Source organism: Natronomonas salinimetallica, assembly GCF_013839515.1.
Classification (GTDB): domain Archaea; phylum Halobacteriota; class Halobacteria; order Halobacteriales; family Haloarculaceae; genus Natronomonas.
Genome location: NZ_JACDNQ010000007.1, coordinates 161,407 through 182,144, shown reverse-complemented (window position 1 = coordinate 182,144; position 20,738 = coordinate 161,407). Strand labels below are relative to the sequence as shown.

Sequence of the window (20,738 nt, the reverse complement as noted above, 5' to 3'; positions counted from 1 at the left end):
AGCGGGAGATTTGCGTCATGGACAACGGAAGCCTCCCGCTTCAATTCCTTTGATTTAGCGACCGATCCCGCCGCTGTCTAGTGATTCAACAGAGCCAATTAAACCTAATGCGGGAAGACGACTTGGTAACGATCATTGGCAGTCTGAACGATGCCGCCTTCCTGCGTGAACTCGACGGGAACATACCATTTGTCAACGAGGCGACGTGTGACCGATCAGGAGACTTCGAGGATGAATGCTGGATATGCGTCCGCATGGCTTCGTTTTCGTAATAGCAGTACAGAAAGCCGCGAAAGAGATCTGGTGGCTCGTGAGACCGTATTCGCCCCGACAAGCGGAAACGAACACGTCGTACTCCAGTAGGACCTCGAAAGAGAGATGCTCAAACAGCGGTACTGTCTCGGTCGCCGCGACATTCAAGCAGTCGTCGACCGAAGCCACGTCTTGCGGGGCGTTGGTACTGCTGGATATAGTTTCCAAACCTGCGGCCCCCTACGGGAGGCTTTCTATGACACGCTCGTCCATAGACTACTGCGGGGACGGGCTCGCTGCACTCCGGACGATCCCACTACACGCCGACGAACCACCGCCAGCGCTGTTCTAACGGCCCCTCGACGTCCGAAAGCAGCTCCCGCGCCCGTCCGAGCCGCTCGTCGGGATCGAGCCGTGGGTAGAGCCGGGCGGCCATCGCGGGAACGGCGTGAAACGCCCGGAGGTCCTCGGCGGTCGTCCGAAACGCCCACTCCCCGCTCTCGACGCCGAAGTTCGCATCCAGCGCATCGGCGACGTCGTCCGCCCCCGTCGGCGAGCGCGAGTCCCGCGCCAGCGGCGCGAACACGTCGTCGCCGTCGAGCGTCGTCCAGCCGAGGGGCGCAACGGCACCGACGCCGCCGCCGGGACGGAGTACCCGGCGGGCCTCGCGGGCGGCCCGAGCCGGGTCCGGCGTCAAAAACAGCGATGCGGTAAAGACGACGGCATCGAAGGCCTCCCCGACGAACGGGAGTTCGTCGAAATCCCCCTGTACCCGTGGGGCGATCGTACCCGGACACTCCCGCAGCATTCGGCCGCTGAGGTCGAACGCGATCGGGGCCGCCCCTCGTTCGTCGAAGACCGCAGTACTGACGCCGGACCCGGCCCCGGCGTCCAGGAGAGCTCCGATACGGGACGTACGCCGGTCCAGTTCGTCGTATAGCCGATCGGCGAGCGCTTCGAACCGGCCCGTTCGCCGTTCGTACTCGTCGTAGGCGTTCGGGCTCTCGTCGAAGTTGTCGCGGATCGCGTCTTTCATGTGTATCCGTGTCACCTTCCGCGTGTTTGATCCTGTCGGACGCCTCCGTCCCCGCGATCCTGTCGGACGCCTCCGTCCCCGCGATCCTGTCGGACGCCTCCGTCCCCGCGATCCTGTCGGACGCCGATGGATCGGAACACCGATGCGGCCAGACGGGCCGGAACACCGATGCGGTCCGACGATCCGGATATTTAATTGTACTCGCCGCGTTGTCGATCGTATGGAAGATAGAACGTCTCGACGGTCGTTTCTCGCGGTTGGCGGCGCAGCCGCCGTGACAGCCCTCGCCGGCTGTTCGGCCGACGAGTCGGGGACCGCTGGGAGCGAGATCGACGACGGATCCCGACCGGGGCTCGGCGACGAGGCGGCACCGGTCACGGTGACCGTCTTCGAGGACTTTAGCTGTCCGCACTGCCAGCGATTTACGCTACAGACGACGCCGACGATCGTCCAACAGTACGTCGAACCCGGTGACGTCCGGTATCTACACGCCGATTTCCCGATCCCGGTCGACGACTGGTCGTACCCCGCGGCGAACGCGGGCTACGCCGTCTTCGAGGAGGCCGGCAACGACGCCTTCTGGCGGTTCCTGCGGAGCCTCTTCGAAGCCAAGATCGAAGAGCAACGGGACTACTCGCTCGACGTCTTCGAGGAAATCGCCGACGAGGCCGCCGACGTCGGGCAGGCGGCCCGGACGGCCGCGTCCGAGGGGACGTATCGGGAGCGCCTCGACGCCGACCGCCGACGGGGCGAAAACTGGGGTGTCAGAGGAACCCCGACGGTGTTCGTCGACGACGAGCAGGTCGACCTCGACGGAATCGGCGACGCGATCGAGCGCCGGCTCTGACGGCTCCGTCCGGGGGCGGTCCCGGTAACACTCGGGTCTGCGGTAACTCAAGTACATCGGCATCCTACTGTCGGTCGATGACCGATCCGACACCGACACCGACACCGGGGATCCACCACGTGACGTGTATCGCGGGCGACCCACAGCGGAACGTCGATTTTTGGGCCGGGACGCTCGGGCTCCGACTCGTCAAGCGCTCCGTCAACCAGGACGACCCCGGTACGTACCACTTCTTTTTCGCCGACGCCGAGGGGACGCCCGGGACAAGTATGACCTTCTTCCCGTGGGAGAGCCTCCCACGGGGTGCGGTCGGGACCGGACAGGTCTCTCGGACCGCCTTCCGTGTCCCGGCGGGATGCCTCGACTACTGGGAGGAGCGCTTCGACGCCCACGGCGTCGATTACGGCGACCGAATCGAGCGCTTCGGCGAAACCGTGTTGCCGTTTCGGGATCCGGACGGCCTGCCGGTCGAGCTGGTCGAAGCCCGGATCGACGGCGACGATCCGACCGTCCCGTGGACCGAGTTCGTCCCCGAGTCCGCCGCGATCCGGGGGTTTCACTCGGTGACGCTGTGGCTCGCCGATCCGAAACCGACCGGGGAACTGCTCCGTACGATGGGTCTAGAAGAGCGCGACACCGAACCGACACCGGCGGACGATCCGGGTGACGAACGGACCCGCTTTGCGGCCGCCGGCCCCGTCGGTGCATACGTCGACGTGGTTCGGGCGGACGAGAGCGGGCGACAGGGCCACGGGACGGTCCACCACGTCGCCTTCCAGACGCCGACCGACGAGGACCAGGCGGCGATGCGTGAGGCCGTCCAGTCGGCGGGGCTGCGTCCGACACAACAGATCGACCGTCACTGGTTCCGGTCGGTCTACTTCCGGGAGTTCGCCGGCGTGCTGTTCGAACTCGCAACGAACGCCCCGGGGTACACGAGCGACGAACCCCTCGACGAACTCGGCGAACGGCTCGTCCTCCCCGGACCGTTCGAGGACCGACGCGGGGCGATCGAGGACGCCCTCCCCGACGTGACGGTTCCGCGGGCCGAAACCGCCGACGCGAACGACCGATAACGACGGTCGGTATCGGCCCGCCCGTCCGCGGACTTTTGGGCGTCGGCCACCCAGTGTGAGTATGGCTGACGATTCGGCGGAGGCGTTCGACGCGGAGCGACTGGCCGCACAGGAACTGCTCGATGACGACTCGCTCACCGCGTTCTATATCGGCGTCGTCGACGACGGCGAGACGGTCGATACGACGTTCGCACAGACGGCCGACGGCCCCCAACAGGAGGGACTACAGGCGCTCTCGCTGCTTGCGGCCCACGTCCGGATCGTCGCGAACGAGGCCGGTGTCGAACCGGCGACGGTCGCCGGGGACGCCGCAACGCTCGCCGGGCGGATGGACGAACTGTCGCCCGAGGGGCTGGCGGACGTAGAGGGAGACGGCGACGACGGCGAGTCGTGAGAGAGGAGCGACGATAGCGAGGCGTGAGAGAGGAGCGACGACGGCGAGTCGTGAGAGAGGAGCGACGATAGCGAGGCGTGAGAGAGGAGCGACGATAGCGAGTCGTGAGAGAGGAGCGACGACGGCGGTTCGATGCCTCCTGGCGGCGTTGTACGCCCAGCCACTACCGTGTTCGTTATATGCGTCACTGCCGTATCGGCGGTATGACATCATCGGCCGACCGGGGCCGGGTTCGGACCGGCGTTCCCCGGGCAGACGAGGTCCTCGACGGCGGGTTGCTCCCGGAGTCGGCGACGCTCGTCAGAGGGACCCCCGGTGCGGGAAAGACGATCTTCGGACTCCACTTTCTCACCGCGGGAAGCGAGTCGGGCGAGACGGAACTGTACATAAATCTCGGCGAGCCCGAAGCGTACATCGAAGCGACCGCCAGCGGGTTCGGGCTGGAGACGGACGCCGTCGAATTTCTGGATCTCTCCCCCTCGGGATCCCAGTTTCAAACCGACAGTACGTACGACCTCTTTCATTCGGGCGAGGTCGAAACCCCCTCGCTGGTGGCGTCGATCCGCGAGGAGGTCGAAGCGATCGGTCCCGATCGCGTGATGATCGACCCGATCACCGAGATCAGACATCTCACCCCGAACGAGCGTCAGTTCCGGACGCAGGTGTTAGGCCTGATCGACTTTCTCAAGGCCCAGGGAGCGACGATCCTCTTGACCTCACAGGCGGCACCGTCGATCCCCGACGACGACCTCCAGTTTCTCGTCGACACCGTGTTGAATCTGGGTGCCGGCGCGGGGCGGCGGACGCTGGACGTCTCGAAGTTCCGTGGCTCGAGCGCGAGGGACGGCCCACACACCGTCACGATACGCGAAGACGGGATGTGCGTGTGGCCCAAACTCGATCCCACCCTGTACCAGCGGGACGGTCCCCTCGAAACGCTCTCCTCGGGCGTCGACGAACTCGACGCCCTCCTCGACGGCGGTATCGCGACCGGGACGGTCACGTTTTTGAGCGGGCCGACCGGGGCCGGCAAAACGACGACCGGCCTCCAGTTCATCAGCGAGGCTGCCCGTCACGGTCGGCAGTCCGTCCTCTACAGCTTCGAGGAGAAACCCCGCACGATGCTCTCGCGGTCGGAGTCGATCGGTATCCCGGTCCGGGAGATGCTACACGACGGATCGCTCGTCATCGAAGAGATCACGCCGGACGAACTCACGCTCGATGAGTTCACCCACCGGATCCGGACGGAGGTCGAAGAAAACGACGCGGAGATCGTGATGATCGACGGCGTCACCGGCTACCAGCGGGCGTTTAAGCGGACCGACGACGGCCCGACCCACCGCTTGGCGAAGATCGGACGTTACCTGCGTAACATGAACGTGACCGGCCTGATAACGAACGAGGTACACCAGATCACCGGCGACTTCCGGGCTACCGAACAGCGCATGAGCCACCTCGCCGACAGCATCGTATTGCTCCGTCACGTCGAGTACAAAGGCGAACTCCGGAAGGTCATCGGCGTGTTGAAAATGCGGACGAGCGACTTCGAGAAGGGACTTCGCATGCTGGAGTTCACCGAGGACGGGCTGCTCGTCGGCGAACCGCTGTCGGACCTGCGTGGAATCTTAACGGGGACGCCGGAGTGGCACGACGAGGACTGACCGTTCGATCTCAGATTCAATACAATGGACGGAACACTATGCGATCCGACGGTCCTATGACGTCACTACCCGACGGTCCCGTGGTCGTCTACCCACTCGTCTCGGACGAGGGTAACCGGCGCGTCCTCGGCGACTGGCTGGCCGACCACGACTCGTATACGGCCGTCGAGGCGGACGTTCCCGTGGCGGAGGCCGAGTTCGATCTCTGTATCGTCGACGAGGCGGGCCTACAGCGACACGCGGCGAAACTCGACGAGGTTAAATCCGACGCCCAGCCCGCGCTGTTGCCGGTCCTGTTGGTTCTCTCCGAACACACGCCCGATATCATCGAGACGGATCGGGGCGAGATCGCCGACAGCGTCCTGGTGTCCACCGTCGACGAGATCGTTTCGCTCCCGATGCAACAGGCCGAACTCGAGTGGCGAATCCAGGCGCTGCTCCGGCTCCGGAACCAGTCGCTGACACTGCAGTCGAAAACGGACGAACTCCGGCGGTTTCGCGAGGCCGTCGACGCCTCCGGCCACGCGATATTCATTACCGATCCCGATGGGGTCTTCGAGTACGTCAACCCCGCCTTCGAGGAGATCACCGGATACGGCCGGGCGGAGGTCCTCGGCGGGACGCCACGGCAGTTGAAATCCGGGGAGATGTCCGACGCGTACTACGAAGACCTCTGGAACACCATCACCTCGGGCGACCGCTGGGAGGCGGAGATCGTCGACCAAAAAAAGGACGGGACGTACTATAGCGCCTATCAGACGGTCGCGCCGATCCCCGACGGCGAGGGCGGGGTGAGCGCGTTCGTCGCCGTCCAGACCGACGTTACGGCGCGAAAGGAACTCCGGAAGGGGCTCAAACGTCACCGGGAGGTCGTCCAGCGGCTCGAGGATCCGATCATGCTACAGGACGAGGACGGGACGTTCAGGCTGGTCAACGAGGCGTTGGCCGACTTCGCCGGGCTCTCCAAGGAGGAGCTCCTCGGCGAGACCGAACACCGATTCATGAACGAGGAGGCGGCCACGAGGATCGAACGAAAAAAGGCCGAGGTGATGGAAGCCGAACAGCCCATCACGTACACCATCTCCCCCGATTTCGAGCGGTCGGACCGGAACGCGACGTTCAGTACGAACCGGTATCCGTACTACGACGGGGACGGCGAGCTCACGGGGACGTTCGCGATCTGTCGGGACGTGACCGATCTCGAAGAGCGGACGCGACAGTTACACGTGATCGACAACATCCTTCGGCACAACCTCCGTAACGACCTGACGATCATCCGCGGTCTGGCCGACCAGATTCGGGGACGGACGTCGGGAGACGTCGCCGACACGGCCGAGACGATCCTAACGCACACCGACGACCTGATGTCGACGGGCGAAAAGTCACGGTCGATTACGGATCTGCTCAGCGAGGACCCGACTCCCGGATCGATCGACGTCACGTCCGTGATCCGGTCCGTCGTCGACGGACTCACGGCGGTTCGAGCGAACGTGCGCCTCGACGCGAATATGCCCGAGCGCGCGGTCGCCTCGACGACGCTCAAGATCCGAGAGGCGATCGAAGAGCTAGTCAGAAACGCCGTCATCCACAGCGATAGAGACGTCCCGTCCATCGAGATCCGGGTCGCGACGACCGACGAGGCGGTGACGGTGAGCGTGATCGATGACGGCCCCGGGATCCCGGAGATGGACAGGGCCGTCCTGGAGACCGGCCAGGCGATCGACGACATGTACCACGGAAGCGGGCTCGGACTGTGGTTGGTGTACTGGATCGTGAGCCGATCCGGCGGTTCGATCGCCGTGAGCGATCCGGAGCCGCAGGGAACCGACGTTACGATCAGCCTTCCGCGGGGGACGTATGCCGAGGAGTGACCGCGGACGGACGCCCGGGGCTGCTCGGGGACCCGACTTCCGAATCCACGTCCCCCGGATGCCCCGAACGCACCCACCCGAAACAGATGTACGATAACGCCCAGACGACACCCGAAAGCGCCACGATCATCTACCCGCTCGTCTCGGACGAGGGCAACCGACGCGTCCTCGGCGACTGGCTGGCCGACCACGGCCCGTACACCCTCGCCGGGGACGACGTCCCGATAACGGAGGCCGACTTCGACCTCTGTATCGTCGATCGGGAGGGGTTACGACGGCACAGAGACGAACTCGTCGAGATCAAATCCGAGGCTCGCCCCGTGTTGTTGCCGGTCCTGTTGTTGGGTTCCGAACGCCGTTCGGAGGAGCTCGGTACGGACCACCCCACCATCGCCGACGATGCCGGTTCGGCGGTCGACGAGGTCGTCTCGCTGCCGATCCGGCAGGCGGAGCTGAAATGGCGGATCAAGACGCTGCTTCGGCTTCGGGGGCAGTCGCTGGAACTGCGGACGCAGACGAACGAACTCCGGCTGTTCCGGAAGGTCGCCGAGGCGTCCGGCCACGCGATCTACGTCACGGACCGCAACGGCGTGATCGAATACGTCAACCCCGCCTTCGAGGAGATCACCGGATACGACCGCGCGGAGGCGCTCGGGAAGCAGCCGAGCATGCTCCAATCCGGCGAGTACGACGACGACCTGTACGAGGAGCTCTGGACTACGATCCACAGCGGCAAATCGTGGCAAGGTGAGATGATCGACGTACGCAAGGACGGCGAGCGGATCGTCCTCGAACAGACGGTCTCGCCCGTCCTGAACGGCCGGGGGGAGACCGAGGCGTTCGTTGCGGTAGCCCAGGACGTCACCGAGCGCAAGCGCTACGAGCGACGGCTCGAAGAACAGCGCGACGACCTGGAGTTGCTCAACCAGGTCGTCCGCCACGACATCCGCAACGATCTACAGCTCGTGAGGGGATATACCGACCTCCTCGCCGAACACGTCGACGAGGCGGGAGACGACGACCTCAGGACTATCCGCGAACGCACCGACAACGCGATCGCGCTCACCGAAAGCGCGCGTGATCTGGCCGACGTAATGCTCAAATCGGACAGCGAGAACACGACCGTCGATCTCGGGTCGACGCTTCGGGGGCAACTCGAAGAGAGCCGTGCCGCACACGGCGACGCGGTGATCGAACTCCGTGGGTCGGTCCCGGACGTGGCGGTGATCGCCGATTCGATGCTTACCTCGGTGTTTCAGAACCTCCTGAACAACGCCGTCCAGCACAACGACAAGGCTACGCCGAGGGTCACGGTCTCCGCCGAACGACACGACGACACGGTCACGGTTCGGACCGCGGACAACGGTCCGGGCGTTCCGGACGCACGAAAGGACGAGATCTTCGGGAAGGGACAGAAAGGACTCGAAAGTGCGGGGACGGGGATCGGGCTGTATCTGGTCCAGTCGCTTCTCGACAGTTACGGCGGTGCCGCGTGGGTCGAGGACAGAGAGAAACGGCGTCCCTCGGACGGTCAGCCACAGACCGACCGCGATCCCGAGGGCGCGGTATTCGTCGTCGAGTTGCCGATCGCACGGTGACACGCTCCGAGGCGACGTTTCTACAGACTGAACAGGGCGAGTGCCTCGGGGTCGTACGGAAGACGACGTCTTCCGTGATGACGAGAGACGGCGTCTCTCGAATCACTTGCCCCCGAGGTACTTCACCGGGGTGCGCCGAGTACGTGGGCGACCGGCTGGCCGCGCCGTCGACAGGTTTTAATATATTGCGCTGTATACACAATACAACACAATGGCAAACAGCTGTGAAAACCGAGTTCGTCGCCTCGCGGGAACCGTCGTTCTGACCGGTATCGGGCTGGGAATCGCCGTCAATCGGTGGTTCTTCCTCCTCGCAGTGTTCGCGGGTGCGAACCTGTTACAGAGTAGTTTCACCGGCGTCTGCCCGGCCGAGCGCCTCCTCTCGAGGTGCGGCCGGGACACGGAGCCGGCCCGCGACGATACGCGGACGACGTGAGTGGTGTTGTATAGCAGAGTCACAGTCGCCCGTGGTCCCATCCGCCGGGAGTAGCAAACCGTATATCCGGGGCAGACCACGGCCCACATCGTATGACACTGGTTCGGTCTGTCGAGGAGGCGATACGGTGCATTGACGACGGGGATACGGTCGGAGTCGGGGGGTTTGTCGCCGTCGGGATACCCGAACACGTCCTCGAGGCGCTGGGTACCCGATACGCCGAGACCGGGGCTCCGAGGGATCTCACCCTGTATCATCCCGCAGCGGAGGGCGACGGACAGGGCAACGGCATCTCACACCTCGCACAGGACGGGATGCTGAAGCGGGTCATCGGCAGCCACTGGGGGTTCGTTCCCGACATCATGGAACGGATCGTCGCCGGTGACGTCGAAGCGTATAATCTCCCCTTCGGAGCGATGGATCACGTCCTTCGGGACACCGCCGCCGGGAAGCCGGGGACGATCACCAACGTCGGCCTGCGGACGTTCGTCGATCCGCGCCGAGAGGGGGCCAAGGCCAACGACGAGACGACGGAGGACGTCATCGAGGTCGTCACGCTGGACGGGGAGGAGTATCTGTTCTACCACGCGACGCCGATCGATGTCGCCATCGTCCGCGGGACGACTGCCGATGAAAACGGGAACGTCACGATGGAGCGCGAAGCGGTCACGTCGAACATGTTGGCGATGGCACAGGCCGCCCACAACTCCGGCGGGACGGTCATCGCACAGGTCGAACGTGTGACGGAGTCCGGTACGCTCCGCGCGCGTGACGTCGACATCCCCGGCGTCGTCGTCGATACGGTCGTCGAAGCCCCCGCGTCTCACCACAAACAGACCTACGGCGAAGCCTACAGCGGCGCGCTCGGCGGTGAGATCCGGGTCCCGGTGGACGACGACGCCGACCGACCGCCGCTTACCGAACGGACGGTCATCGCCCGTCGTGCGGCGATGGAACTGGTACCCAACGCCGTGTTGAACCTCGGCGTCGGCGTCCCGGAGACGATACCGCAGGTCGCCGAGGAGGGGAACATCAGCGATGAGATCATCCAGACCGTCGAGTCCGGTCCCATCGGTGGATCGCCGTCCGGCGGCATCAGTTTCGGCACCGCCCGCAACCACCAGGCGCTCGTCACCTCCCCCGAGCAGTTCGATTTCTACGACGGCGGCGGACTCGATATCGGCTATCTCGGCATGGCGCAGGTCGACAAAGCGGGCAACATCAACGTCAGCCGGTTCGGCTCACAGCTCCCCGGTTGCGGTGGCTTCATCAACATCACACAGAACGCGGAGAAGGTAGTCTTCTGTGGGACGTTCACCAACGGCGGGTTAGACGTCGATATCGGCGACGGGACGCTGGAGATCGTCTCGGAGGGGGCGCGGCCGAAGTTCCTCGACGAGATCGAACAGATCACGTTCAGCGGCGAATACGCCCTCGAAATCGACCAGCCCATCCGGTACGTAACGGAGCGGGCCGTCTTCGACCTCGCCGACGATGGGCTGGTGTTGACGGAGGTCGCGCCGGGCGTCGACGTCGAGACGGACGTGCTCGGACAGATGGCCTTCGAACCCACGGTCGCGGACGACCTCGGGGAGATGTCCCGAGCGCTGTTCCGCGAGGAGCCGATGGATCTGACCGGATACGTCAAATGAACCGACGCGGGGACCTCCGATGAACCGACGCGGCCTACTCGCCGCGACCGGCATGGCTGCAGCAGCGGCGCTCGCAGGCTGTAGCGGCGACGATACGGATGAGCCTACCGACCCCCCGTCCGGGACGCCGACCGAGGAACCGACGGAAACGCCCTCCGATGGGTCCGACGGGTCCCTCCCCGAGGGGTCGCCTTCCTCACCGAACGAGCGGCTACGCGGGCTGATCGCGGGCAACGCGGAATTCGCACTCGACCTCCACGGTCGGCTTACGGCGGCTGGGGACGCCGACAACGTGTTCGTGTCCCCGTACAGCGTCTCGGTGGCGCTCGCGATGACGTATGCGGGTGCCGGCGGGGACGCCGAGGCGGCGATGCGGGAAACGCTCGGGTTCTCGCCAGGCGAGGAGACCCACCTCGCGTTCGCGGAGTTACAAGACCGACTCGACGCCCGGACGACGGCCGATGCCGGCCCCGGCTCAGAGGCGGACGAGATCGAGGCGTTTCGGCTGGACGTCGCGAACGCGCTGTGGGGGGAGGCCGAATACCGGTTTTCGGAGGACTACCTCGGCCTGATCGAGCAGTACTACGAGGGCGGTTTCAACGAGGCGAACTTCGCGAACGACCACGAGGCCGAACGCGAGCGTATCAATCAGTGGGTCTCGAACGCGACCGAAGGTCGGATCGAGGAACTGATCCCGGAGAACGGGCTGTCGCCACAGACGGTCCTGGTGTTGACGAACGCCGTCTACTTTCTGGCGGGATGGCGACACGCGTTCGATCCCGGCGATACGACGGACGCGACGTTCACCGCGCTCGACGGCACGGAATCGGCCGTCCCGATGATGGAACAGAGCCTGCGGACCGAGTACGCCGATCTCCCCGACACGCAGGTGATCGAACTCCCGTACGTCGGCGGCGAGGTATCGATGGTACTGATCGTCCCCGACGAGGGGGCGTTCGAGGCGATAGAAGCGGAGCTATCGGGCCCGACACTGTTCGGGGCGTTCGAGGCGCTCGGGGCCGCCGATGGCGACCTCCGAATGCCGAGGTTCGAATACGACTTCGACGCCGAACTCCGTGATGTCCTCGGGGAACTGGGCATGGAGGCGGCGCTCGGACCCGGTGCCGATTTCTCGAACATGGTCGAGAGCGGGGGTGGCCCCGGAATCGACGACGTGTTTCACAAAGCGTTCGTAAGCGTCGACGAGGAGGGGACGGAGGCGGCTGCCGCGACCGCCGTCGACATGGTCGAAAGCCAGCCCCCCGAGTCGTTCGATCTGACGCTCGACCGTCCGTTTCTCTTCTGTATCCGCGACCGCCCGACCGACGCGGTCCTCTTTTTCGGCCGGGTGACGGACGCGGGTGCTGCTCGGGGGTAGTCCGACCGACTCACGGGGCGGTTCCGCGTTCGGGATGGTGAACGCCGACCTCGTTGGTATCGGTCCGGGCGATCCGCCGGATCCGGTCATTCACGTCTTTTATTTCGGTCACTCACGCCTTCCATTTCGGTCATTCACGTCTTTTATTTCGGTCACTCACGCCTTCCATTTCGGTCATTCACGCCTTCCATTTCGGTCATTCACGCCTTCCATTTCGGTCACTCACGTCTTTCATTTCGGTTACTCCGCACACCCCCGGTACCACCGGCCGAAACCCCTATATTAGAGTACGCTAATATTAGTGTACGCTAACATGGCTGAACAGATATCGGACGGCGACGCGCCCCGATCGTCTCCCGGACGGCCCTCGTGCTGTGGTGAAGCCGAACACCCGCTGACTGACCGGGAGCTAGCGGCGGACATCCGGACGCTTGCGGCGGTGGGAAACGAGACCCGATACGAGGCGCTCCGTCTCATCGCGGAGGCCGAAGACGGGGCCTGCGGCTGTGAGTTAGAGCCCGCACTCGGCGTGAGCCAGGGGGCGGTCAGCCAGGCGCTTTCGCGGCTGTACGCCGCCGGACTCCTCGCGCGGCGAAAGGACGGCCGCTGGCGGTACTACAGCGTGACGCCGCGGGCGGAGCGGCTGTTGGACGTACTCGACGAAACGCGATCACACGACGATGACTGACGATACGAACGTGCCTGACTCCGACGACGGCGGGGTCGGCGCGGCCGAACGACGACACACCGTGCGGGACCGATACGGCGAGATCGCCACGAGCGAAGCGTCCTGTTGTGGGGAGACGAGCGGGTCCGCCTGCTGTGGCGGTGACACCCGTGGGGAAACCGACCACGACGACCGATCGCGCCTGCTTGGGTACTCCGATGCGGAACTCGACGAGGTCGAATCCGGGGCGAACCTGGGGCTCGGATGTGGCACTCCGACCGCGATCGCAGGTCTCGAACGGGGGGAAGTTGTCCTCGATCTCGGCTCCGGGGCGGGCTTCGACTGTTTTCTCGCGGCCCGGAAGGTCGGACCCGAGGGTCGGGTCATCGGCGTCGACATGACGCCCGAGATGGTCGAGAAAGCCCGCGAGAACGCCGCGACGGACGACGCCGAAAACGTGTCGTTCCGACTCGGCGAAATCGAACACCTCCCGGTCGCCGATGGGGCTGTCGACGTGATCATCTCGAACTGCGTCATCAACCTCTCGCCGGACAAACAGCGGGTGTTCGACGAGGCGTTTCGCGTGCTTCGTCCCGGCGGACGGCTCGCGATCTCCGACGTCGTTCAGACGGCACCGCTCCCCGCGGCGGTTCGCACGAACCCGTCGTCCGTGGCCGGATGCGTCGCGGGGGCCGCGCCCATCCCGGAACTCGAATCGATGCTGGAGGACGCCGGGGGTGTCGACGTCTCCATCGATCCGAAGGGTGACAGCGAGGAGTTCATCCGGGAGTGGGACGACGAGCGGGACGTCAGCGAGTATATCGTCTCCGCGACTATCGAAGGGCGAAAGCCCGACCGCTGATACTGTCGGGTATACCTATTTCAAGTTATTCGTGCGACGGTGACGCGATAGCTTCACGAAATTATAGCCGACAGTATGAACCTCCGGTACGTTCGAGCGCTCACGTCCCGTCGACGTCGAACAGCCGCCGAGCGGCCCGGAGCGCGGTCTCGTCCCGCTCGCGGGCCGCGGTCCGGAGTTCGTCGGTGGGGGGTCCGAGCAGGCGGCCCGTCAGCGCGCTCGCGAAGTCCTCGAGTACCTCCTCGGGGGCGGCCTCGCCGTCGGCCAGACGCTGTTTCGCCCGGTCCAGTTCCGCCTCGCGGACGTCCGCAGCCTCGCGGTGTAGCTCGCGAATGACGCCTTCGGCCCGGTTCTCCCGCTCGCACTCGACGAGCCGATCAACCGCGTCCGAGATGACGGATTCGGCCTCGGCGACGGCCGCTCGGCGACGGCCCATCACCGAGCGCACCGCCGCCGCGAGTTCCTCGAGGTCGGTGACGCTGGTGTTCGGGTGAGCGCGCGCACCGGCCGAGACGTCGGGAGGGGTCGCCAGATCGACGACCGGAACGGTACCCACACACCGGCGGGCGTGTGCCTCGGCGAAGATCCAACGGTCGGCACCGGTCGCCGTCACGACCGCGTCGGCCTCGCCGACGGCCGCCGCCAGGTCGTCCAGCGTCCACCACGTTCCACACTCGGTCGTCAGCTCGTGGGCCGGACTGCGGTTTGCCACGTCGATACGGACGTCCCAGCGACGTCGGACCGTCCGAGCGATCGTACTCGCCATCTCGCCCGCGCCGACGATCAGTACCTGGCCGGGGGCCCCCCCGAGCTCCTCGGCGATGACCCGGCAGACGGCGCTCCCGTAGCCGGCCGGCCCCTCGCCGATATCCGTCTCGGCCCGACACGTCCGGCCGGCACGTAACGCCGCGTTGCCGACCCGATCCAACACGCTGGCGACCACCCCGGCCTCCTTGGCCGCCGCCAGGGCGTCGCTCACCTGGCCGACGATTTCGTCCTCGCCGAGTACCGCACTCTCGATGCCAGCCGTCACCCGGGCGAGGTGGGTCACGACGTCCCGTCCGGAGTAGACCCGCGCGTCCGGCGGGAGCGCGAGTCCGTCGGTCGCCGCCTCGAGGGCCACCTCGCGGTCCGCCGGATCGGGTGTCCGGGTGGCGACGTACACCTCGATCCGGTTGCACGTCGACAGGACCATCGCCTCGGTCACGCGGTCCGTCGACTGGACGGCGCGGGCGAGAGCGAGTGGATCCTCCGGGGCGAGTTCACACACCCGATCGATCGAGTGCGTACGGTTGGTGACGCTCAGACAGGTAAGCCGTCTGAGGCTCCGTGGCACAGCCTGCTCCGTCTCCCCCGCATCGGTAGGCCCCCCGACGTCGACGGAGTCACACACGTCGGCGGCCACCACATTCCGGTCCGGTCCGTCCGGTTTCGTCGGTGCCTGTCGGTCGTCGTACGCCGGCTTCTCGCCGCGCTGGAGAGGCTGTTCTTTGGTCATCGTTCTACGGGATGAGTATCGGTTCGTCGAGCCCAGGGATCGACTCGGTACCGTCGGCGAACCCGAGTTCTTCGTCGGTCAGATAACACCGGGGGTCAGATGCCCAGAGGTCGTCGTGGACCGCGGCCGCACGGGCCCGGGAGTTGCCGCCACAGACCTCCTTCCACGGACACTCGCCACATCGTCCCTTCAGGTGTTTGGACGGCTCCGCCAGCTTCTTCCAGAGGTCGCTCCCCTCGAGGATCGTATCCAGGCGCTGCTCCCGAATGTTCCCCATCGTGTACTGTGATAAGAACATGCTCGGGTGGACGTCGCCGCGGTGGTCGACGTTCACGACCTTCGGGCCGGCGTCGCCGTTTTTGACGACGCGTCCGGGGCCGTCCGCGAACAGGAGTTCACGCGCCCGCTCTTCGTGGTCCGGGAGGTCCTCTCGGATCTTGTGGTAGAGATAGACCGCGTCCGTGTAGTTCCCCGCCGTCAACAGCTGTTTGTCCGGGTGGCTGTCGGCGATCTCTTTCGTCCGCTCGTAGAGGTAATCGAGCATTTCGCGGGCCTTCTCGAGGGACAGGTCCGCGTCGGTGATATCGCCGCCCCGTCCGGAGTAAATGAGATGGAAGACGTTCACCCGGTCTATGTCCTCCTTGATCAGGAGGTCGACGACTTCGGGGACGTCATCGACGGTGGTTTCGGTCATCGTACACCGGATACCCGTCCCCATGCCGGCGTCGCGGGCGTTGCGAAGACCCTCGAGCGCGCGGTCGAAGGCCCCGTCGACACCGCGGAACTCGTCGTTCGTCTCGCCGATACCGTCGAGTGAGACGCCGACGTACTGCATGCCGGCATCGGCCACCGCCTGGGCGCGCTCCTCGGTGAGGAAGGTGCCGTTGCTGGACGCGATCGGGCGGATCCCCTGCTCGGTCGCATACCGGGTGAGCTCCGCTATGTCCTCCCGGAAGAAGGGCTCGCCGCCGCTGAACACCAACACCGGGACGTTCGCCTCGGCCAGCGTGTCGACGAACGATTTGGCCTCCTCCGTCGACAGCTCCTCGCTGTCGCGTTCGTCACAGGCGCCGAAATAGCAGTGCTTGCACTTGAGGTTGCACGCCGGCGTCGTGTTCCAGACGACAAGCGGGACGAGCGCGTCCTCGACGTGGCGTTCCTCGTAGCGTATCTGTTCGGGTCGGTTGTCCAGTCCCCTGATGAGGCGTGTGAGATCGATCATGAGTGTCCCTCCGGTTGGAAGATCCCGCTCGGCTTCTCGCCCAGCCCTCCGATCCGCCGGGCGACGGCGACGTCCTCCGGCCGACCGTCGGCGAGAGGCGACGTATCGAGCACCGCGAGTTCGTTTCGGTCCATGTTCCCGACGTAACACTCCTCGCCGTCGTCCGAGAAGACGACGTGGAGCGGTTCGCCGCCGATCTCGACTCGGCCCTCGACGGTTAGCTCGGTCAATCCGAGGATGGTCACGAACGGTTCGTCGTAGGAGTCGATGACGGCGTAGCGTCCGTCCGGCGTCGTCCCGGCGAAACCGGTAGTCGTTCCCACGTCGAGGAGTGCCTCGGTCGGTGCCTCCGCACCCGCCGCGGCGGCGTCGAGATCGATGACGGCGAACCGCTCCTCGTCGCGGGCGGGAACGAGCCCGTATCGGTAGTCCGGGCCGTCCGCCACCGCGAACCCGTGGGGGTTCCGGCCGGTCTCGGCTTCGGCCCGGACCGTTCCGGCTTCGGGGTCGATGAACGTCGCGAGGGACTCCCCGCTGTTGTTCACGACCAACAGCCCGTCCTCGGCGAGGACGTACATGTCGTGTGGCTCCTCGCCGGTCGGGATCCGATCCCGAACCGCGAGTTCGTCGTCGGCACTCAACGCGAGAACCTCCCGTTCTCGTTTCTGTGCGACGTAGAGGTCCCCGTCGGGGCCGACACGCATCCCCGAACAGCGCGACAGCGTCCGTTGGCCGGCGTGTTCGACCGTCCCGTCATCCCCGTCTATCGACAGCGTCAACACGCCGGGGTCGTCGGTGCCCGGCAGATCGATGGCCGTGCCGACGAAGAGGTACTCCGCGTTCGAGCCGAGCGCGCTGCCGATGGGTGTCATCCCCACCTGCTCGACCCGCTGTATCGTCTCGAGGGACGCCAAATCGAGCACCTCGAGGTGCGCACTGGAAATATACAGCAGATAGGCGACGGGGAGGTCCGGATGGAACAGTGCGGTGTGTGGGTACTGGCCGCTGCCGACTTCTCCGAGCACCTGCCCGCTCTCGGGATCGAGCGCCGTGAAGTAGCTGCTCGCGGCGTTCTTGATTATCGTCGGTCGCTTCGCCGTCCGTTCTCCGTCCTCGTCCGGTTCGATCGTGGTGTTGGTTGTCATGGTCATTCCCTCCTGTCGGTACGGAAACAGCCCGATGGGGCGGACCCCTCGGGGAGGTCGATCGTGGTGACGACCGACGCGTGACCGTCGCCCTCCTGGAGGGCCTGCGTGTCGAGGACGGTCACGGTGTCCGCGTCGGTGTTCGGGACGTAACAGATCTGACCGTCGGCGCTGAACTGCGGGTGGTGTGGCGTCTGGCCGGTCTGGACTCTCGCGACCACGTCGAGGGTGGCCGGATCGAGGAACGTGACCCGGTCATCCTCGTACGCGTCTATCGCGAGCAGGGCTCCGTCCGGCGTCGCGTCGGTAAAGGCGGTCGGCGTACCGAACGTGACGCGTTCGGCGGCACCGACGAGTCGGTCACCGTTTCCGGCCCGGACCGCGTCCACGTCGATCGCCGTCACGCCGTCGCCCTCGGTGTCCCCGACGAACCAGCGGTCGGCCGCCGGAACGGCGGTACCACCACGCGGGTTCGGTGCCGACACCGTCCCCCGTCGCTCGCCCGCGAGGGTATCGATGAACGTCACGCTCCCGTCGGCGACGTTGTTCACGCCCAGTAACCCGAAGGCGGCCGCGTAGGCCATGTCCTGTGGGTCGCCGGGAACCGCGAATCGGCCGGTCTCCTCGAAGGGAGGGGTTCCCGCCAGCCTGACGACGTCGTTCTCGTCTTTCAACGCGAGCCAGACGTCGTTGCGGACGTCGACGACGACGCCGCCGGCCTTCCCGACCGGCAACTGCTCTGTGAGCGCGACGTCGCCACGGCCGGTCGTCTCGAAGACGGCGAGTCCCGGCGAATCGTGGTCCGGAAGCGTGCCGTAGGAACTGACGAACAGGTACTCCCCGGTCCGCGTGAGTGCAGCCCCCACCGGAGCCGTTCCGACCCGCTCTTGTTCGATACGCGTACTCACCTCGAGAGACCACAGGTCGACCACCTCCAGCGCGTTCGACGCCATGTAGGGAACGTAGCCCCACCGACCGCCGGGATGGACCGCAAGGGCGTGGGGCTGGCGGCCCGTCCCGACCTGCGCCAGTGGCTCGTGGCGGTTCGCGTCGATGACCGTGAACCCCTCGCTTCGCAGGTGCTTGACGAGGGCGAGCGGCTCGGCTACTGGCGCGGGTCGGTCGTCGCGGTTGGTCGACGTGTGTGTCATCTCCGGGGGCTCCGTGGGTGGTCGTGATCGGTTGGTTGGTACTCGATGCGCCCGCTGCGTCCGGCGTCAGTGTCCCTCTGCTCGGGTCCCGAGGAACTTGCCGGTCGGTGCCAGGAGGTCGCCGATCTCGCCGATCTTCTCGCCCGTGTTCGGATCGAACACGAAGATGCCCTGGAAGTCACCCTGCCAGGAGCTGATGTACACCTTCTCGCCGTCGCGGCTGAACTCCGGATGGATGGCGGCGGCCGAGCCCCACTGGCTGCAGTCGATCTCCTGGTCGACCTCTAAGCTCTCGGGATCGATCAGGTAGACGTAGGCGTCGTCCGGGGAGTTGGTGAGGATGACGTCGGCCCACACGTAGTCGCTTTCTTTGTGTTTCTGGATGAACAGCCCCGAGCCGCGGGTGTCGATCAGCTTTTCGCGCTCGAAGGTATCCGTACTCCACACGCCGACGCTGCCGGCTCCCGCGTGCGTGGTGAACGCGAGGTCCCCCTCCGGGTACAGCGCACCGGGGCCGGGGTGGGGCACGTTGTCCATCGGAACGGTGGCGGCGTGCTCCATCTCCTCGCAGTCGATGACGTCTATCTGGTCGTCCTCCTGGGAGGCGATCATGAAGTACCGGCCGTCATCGGTGAAGAAGCCGTCGTGGAGGATACGGCCGGTCCGTATCTTCGCAACGACCGGGAAGCTATCCTCCCCGGTGTCCCCTTCGCTGTAGTCGATGAGCCAGACCTCGCCGCCCTCCTTGAGTCCGGCGAGGAACAGTTCCTGACCGGGCACGTCGTAGAGCGAGCAGATGCGGCTTTTGACCTCGTTCCCGTCGGGATCGGTCGTCTCGGTCGGGATCCGCTTGATCGGTTCCATCGTATCCGCATCGCAGATGACGAGGTGGGCGGGGTTATAGAAGCCGCCGATGACCCAATCGCTTTCCTCCGAGACCGCGATATCACGGGCGTCGGATCCGGCGTCGGCCAGCGCGACCCGATTGAATCCGAACAGGTCGATCTTGAACATCTCGCCCTGTCGGGACTGGGTGTAGACGTATGCGCCTTCGCGGGTCTGCTCGGGCAGGCTCGAGTGGAAGTCGTGGACGTGGATCGCCTTCCCGACGTTATCGACGCGCGCCATGAACTCGTCGTTGACCGTGTCGATCATCGACACCGACGCGTTGTTCCGCTCGGTCACGACCATGAGGTCCCGCAGATCGAGGTCGTGTTCGGGCTCTTGGGGGAGTTCGTCCTCCGGCATGAAGACCTCGTGGCGGTCCTTCAGCGTCTCCATCTTCGTGTAGTCGATCTCTTGGATCTCCTCGCCCTCCTCGACGACGAACATCTGTCCGTTCATCTGTGCGTGGCCGTCACCACAGTAGATAGCACACTCGAACTGGAACGTCCCCGTGTGCTCGGTGACGAACGTGACGGACTCGATGACGTCGTCGTCGTTGCTCTCGGGCAGCTCGATCGGCCCGATGTCGTACTCGCCGTCGGTCAGAGCGAAGCTGTGGAGGTTGAAGTCCGGCTGCTCTTCGAACGTCGACTTCGTGAACTCGATCGTCAGCTCCGTGTTCGGCTGCACCTCGATCCGCTGTGGGTTGAACTGGAACTGATGGGACTCCATCTGTATCGTCTCGCTGCGCTCGGCATCCGGCTCCTCGGTCTCCTCTGTTTCCCCCTCGTCGGTCCCCTCGTCGGGAGCCGGCGACTCTTCGGAGTCCGACGATGACGAACAGCCGGCCAGCATGCCCGCGAGCGCGACGGCCCCTCCCGTCTTCAACATCGTCCGGCGACCCGGGTCGGGCAGTCCCATCTCGAAGTCCAGGTCGTCGTCGAATTCCATGTTCTGTGCGATCGACCGCGTCGCGCTCAGATGGCGCTTGATACGGTCCTCGTGGTCCTCGTCTAACGTCTGTGGCTTCTGTTGTGACATTGCGATCCCTCTACCAGCAGATTCTGGTGTGATTATAAAATAAGGGGGCCGTGTTTCCCACGCAAT

At 65.4% G+C, this 20,738-nt stretch carries 17 protein-coding genes and 1 pseudogene; 11 read left to right on the top strand and 7 right to left on the bottom strand.

Translation table 11 applies throughout. The features are described 5' to 3' along the window. Positions 1-262: 262 nt before the first annotated feature. Both HZR14_RS07965 and HZR14_RS07960 read right to left on the bottom strand, forming a co-directional pair. Positions 263-471: pseudogene (locus HZR14_RS07965) on the bottom strand (IS5/IS1182 family transposase); the annotation flags it as partial. Between the two features lie 97 nt (positions 472-568). Next, positions 569-1,288: a class I SAM-dependent methyltransferase gene (locus HZR14_RS07960; protein WP_181692328.1), complete on the bottom strand. Its 720-nt coding sequence runs from the start codon at positions 1,286-1,288 to the stop codon at positions 569-571. A gap of 220 nt (positions 1,289-1,508) precedes the next feature. Here HZR14_RS07960 and HZR14_RS07955 point away from each other — a divergent pair, with 220 nt between their 5' ends. From HZR14_RS07955 to HZR14_RS07905, 11 genes are all read left to right on the top strand, one after another. Further along, entirely contained in the window at positions 1,509-2,135 is a 627-nt protein-coding gene (locus HZR14_RS07955; protein WP_181692327.1) for a DsbA family protein, read from the top strand. A gap of 77 nt (positions 2,136-2,212) precedes the next feature. Then, positions 2,213-3,211 (top strand): ring-cleaving dioxygenase, encoded by a 999-nt coding sequence (locus tag HZR14_RS07950; protein WP_181692326.1) that lies wholly within the window; start codon positions 2,213-2,215, stop codon positions 3,209-3,211. 61 nt (positions 3,212-3,272) lie between these two features. Further along, entirely contained in the window at positions 3,273-3,605 is a 333-nt protein-coding gene (locus HZR14_RS07945) for a DUF8113 family protein (RefSeq protein ID WP_181692325.1), read from the top strand. A gap of 203 nt (positions 3,606-3,808) precedes the next feature. Next, the gene (locus tag HZR14_RS07940) at positions 3,809-5,266 is read left to right on the top strand and encodes an ATPase domain-containing protein (RefSeq protein WP_181692324.1); all 1,458 of its coding nucleotides are present in this window, start codon (positions 3,809-3,811) and stop codon (positions 5,264-5,266) included. Between the two features lie 56 nt (positions 5,267-5,322). Next, the gene (locus HZR14_RS07935; RefSeq protein WP_181692323.1) at positions 5,323-7,137 is read left to right on the top strand and encodes a PAS domain-containing protein; all 1,815 of its coding nucleotides are present in this window, start codon (positions 5,323-5,325) and stop codon (positions 7,135-7,137) included. Between the two features lie 86 nt (positions 7,138-7,223). Further along, the gene (locus tag HZR14_RS07930; protein WP_181692322.1) at positions 7,224-8,735 is read left to right on the top strand and encodes a two-component system sensor histidine kinase NtrB; all 1,512 of its coding nucleotides are present in this window, start codon (positions 7,224-7,226) and stop codon (positions 8,733-8,735) included. 211 nt (positions 8,736-8,946) lie between these two features. Beyond that, positions 8,947-9,171 (top strand): YgaP family membrane protein, encoded by a 225-nt coding sequence (locus HZR14_RS07925; protein WP_181692321.1) that lies wholly within the window; start codon positions 8,947-8,949, stop codon positions 9,169-9,171. A 92-nt stretch (positions 9,172-9,263) separates the two neighbouring features. Then, positions 9,264-10,823: an acyl CoA:acetate/3-ketoacid CoA transferase gene (locus HZR14_RS07920; protein WP_181692320.1), complete on the top strand. Its 1,560-nt coding sequence runs from the start codon at positions 9,264-9,266 to the stop codon at positions 10,821-10,823. A 19-nt stretch (positions 10,824-10,842) separates the two neighbouring features. Then, the gene (locus HZR14_RS07915; protein WP_181692319.1) at positions 10,843-12,201 is read left to right on the top strand and encodes a serpin family protein; all 1,359 of its coding nucleotides are present in this window, start codon (positions 10,843-10,845) and stop codon (positions 12,199-12,201) included. A 313-nt stretch (positions 12,202-12,514) separates the two neighbouring features. Beyond that, positions 12,515-12,889 (top strand): ArsR/SmtB family transcription factor, encoded by a 375-nt coding sequence (locus HZR14_RS07910; protein ID WP_181692318.1) that lies wholly within the window; start codon positions 12,515-12,517, stop codon positions 12,887-12,889. Then, positions 12,882-13,730 (top strand): arsenite methyltransferase, encoded by an 849-nt coding sequence (locus HZR14_RS07905; protein ID WP_181692317.1) that lies wholly within the window; start codon positions 12,882-12,884, stop codon positions 13,728-13,730. Before HZR14_RS07910 ends, HZR14_RS07905 begins: the two co-directional genes overlap by 8 nt. Positions 13,731-13,830: 100 nt before the next feature. Here the strand turns inward: HZR14_RS07905 and hemA are convergent, their stop codons facing one another. From hemA to HZR14_RS07880, 5 genes are all read right to left on the bottom strand, one after another. Then, positions 13,831-15,228: a glutamyl-tRNA reductase gene (gene hemA / locus HZR14_RS07900; protein WP_181692316.1), complete on the bottom strand. Its 1,398-nt coding sequence runs from the start codon at positions 15,226-15,228 to the stop codon at positions 13,831-13,833. A gap of 4 nt (positions 15,229-15,232) precedes the next feature. Continuing rightward, positions 15,233-16,450, bottom strand: a complete 1,218-nt coding sequence (locus HZR14_RS07895; RefSeq protein ID WP_181692315.1) for a radical SAM/SPASM domain-containing protein — start codon at positions 16,448-16,450, stop codon at positions 15,233-15,235. Continuing rightward, a complete protein-coding gene (locus tag HZR14_RS07890; RefSeq protein ID WP_181692314.1) occupies positions 16,447-17,595 on the bottom strand; it encodes a YncE family protein in 1,149 nt (382 codons plus the stop codon). Before HZR14_RS07890 ends, HZR14_RS07895 begins: the two co-directional genes overlap by 4 nt. A gap of 2 nt (positions 17,596-17,597) precedes the next feature. Continuing rightward, entirely contained in the window at positions 17,598-18,746 is a 1,149-nt protein-coding gene (locus HZR14_RS07885; protein WP_181692313.1) for a hypothetical protein, read from the bottom strand. A gap of 66 nt (positions 18,747-18,812) precedes the next feature. Then, positions 18,813-20,672: a cytochrome D1 domain-containing protein gene (locus HZR14_RS07880; protein ID WP_181692312.1), complete on the bottom strand. Its 1,860-nt coding sequence runs from the start codon at positions 20,670-20,672 to the stop codon at positions 18,813-18,815. Positions 20,673-20,738: the final 66 nt, after the last annotated feature.

Excerpts from the sequence above, each read along its gene's own strand:
- HZR14_RS07960 (WP_181692328.1), bottom strand. The coding sequence starts at position 1,288 with ATGAAAGACGCGATCCGCGACAACTTCGACGAGAGCCCGAACGCCTAC.
- HZR14_RS07955 (WP_181692327.1), top strand. The coding sequence starts at position 1,509 with ATGGAAGATAGAACGTCTCGACGGTCGTTTCTCGCGGTTGGCGGCGCA.
- HZR14_RS07950 (WP_181692326.1), top strand. The coding sequence starts at position 2,213 with ATGACCGATCCGACACCGACACCGACACCGGGGATCCACCACGTGACG.
- HZR14_RS07945 (WP_181692325.1), top strand. The coding sequence starts at position 3,273 with ATGGCTGACGATTCGGCGGAGGCGTTCGACGCGGAGCGACTGGCCGCA.
- HZR14_RS07940 (WP_181692324.1), top strand. The coding sequence starts at position 3,809 with ATGACATCATCGGCCGACCGGGGCCGGGTTCGGACCGGCGTTCCCCGG.
- HZR14_RS07935 (WP_181692323.1), top strand. The coding sequence starts at position 5,323 with ATGACGTCACTACCCGACGGTCCCGTGGTCGTCTACCCACTCGTCTCG.
- HZR14_RS07930 (WP_181692322.1), top strand. The coding sequence starts at position 7,224 with ATGTACGATAACGCCCAGACGACACCCGAAAGCGCCACGATCATCTAC.
- HZR14_RS07925 (WP_181692321.1), top strand. The coding sequence starts at position 8,947 with ATGGCAAACAGCTGTGAAAACCGAGTTCGTCGCCTCGCGGGAACCGTC.
- HZR14_RS07920 (WP_181692320.1), top strand. The coding sequence starts at position 9,264 with ATGACACTGGTTCGGTCTGTCGAGGAGGCGATACGGTGCATTGACGAC.
- HZR14_RS07915 (WP_181692319.1), top strand. The coding sequence starts at position 10,843 with ATGAACCGACGCGGCCTACTCGCCGCGACCGGCATGGCTGCAGCAGCG.
- HZR14_RS07910 (WP_181692318.1), top strand. The coding sequence starts at position 12,515 with ATGGCTGAACAGATATCGGACGGCGACGCGCCCCGATCGTCTCCCGGA.
- HZR14_RS07905 (WP_181692317.1), top strand. The coding sequence starts at position 12,882 with ATGACTGACGATACGAACGTGCCTGACTCCGACGACGGCGGGGTCGGC.
- hemA (WP_181692316.1), bottom strand. The coding sequence starts at position 15,228 with ATGACCAAAGAACAGCCTCTCCAGCGCGGCGAGAAGCCGGCGTACGAC.
- HZR14_RS07895 (WP_181692315.1), bottom strand. The coding sequence starts at position 16,450 with ATGATCGATCTCACACGCCTCATCAGGGGACTGGACAACCGACCCGAA.
- HZR14_RS07890 (WP_181692314.1), bottom strand. The coding sequence starts at position 17,595 with ATGACAACCAACACCACGATCGAACCGGACGAGGACGGAGAACGGACG.
- HZR14_RS07885 (WP_181692313.1), bottom strand. The coding sequence starts at position 18,746 with ATGACACACACGTCGACCAACCGCGACGACCGACCCGCGCCAGTAGCC.
- HZR14_RS07880 (WP_181692312.1), bottom strand. The coding sequence starts at position 20,672 with ATGTCACAACAGAAGCCACAGACGTTAGACGAGGACCACGAGGACCGT.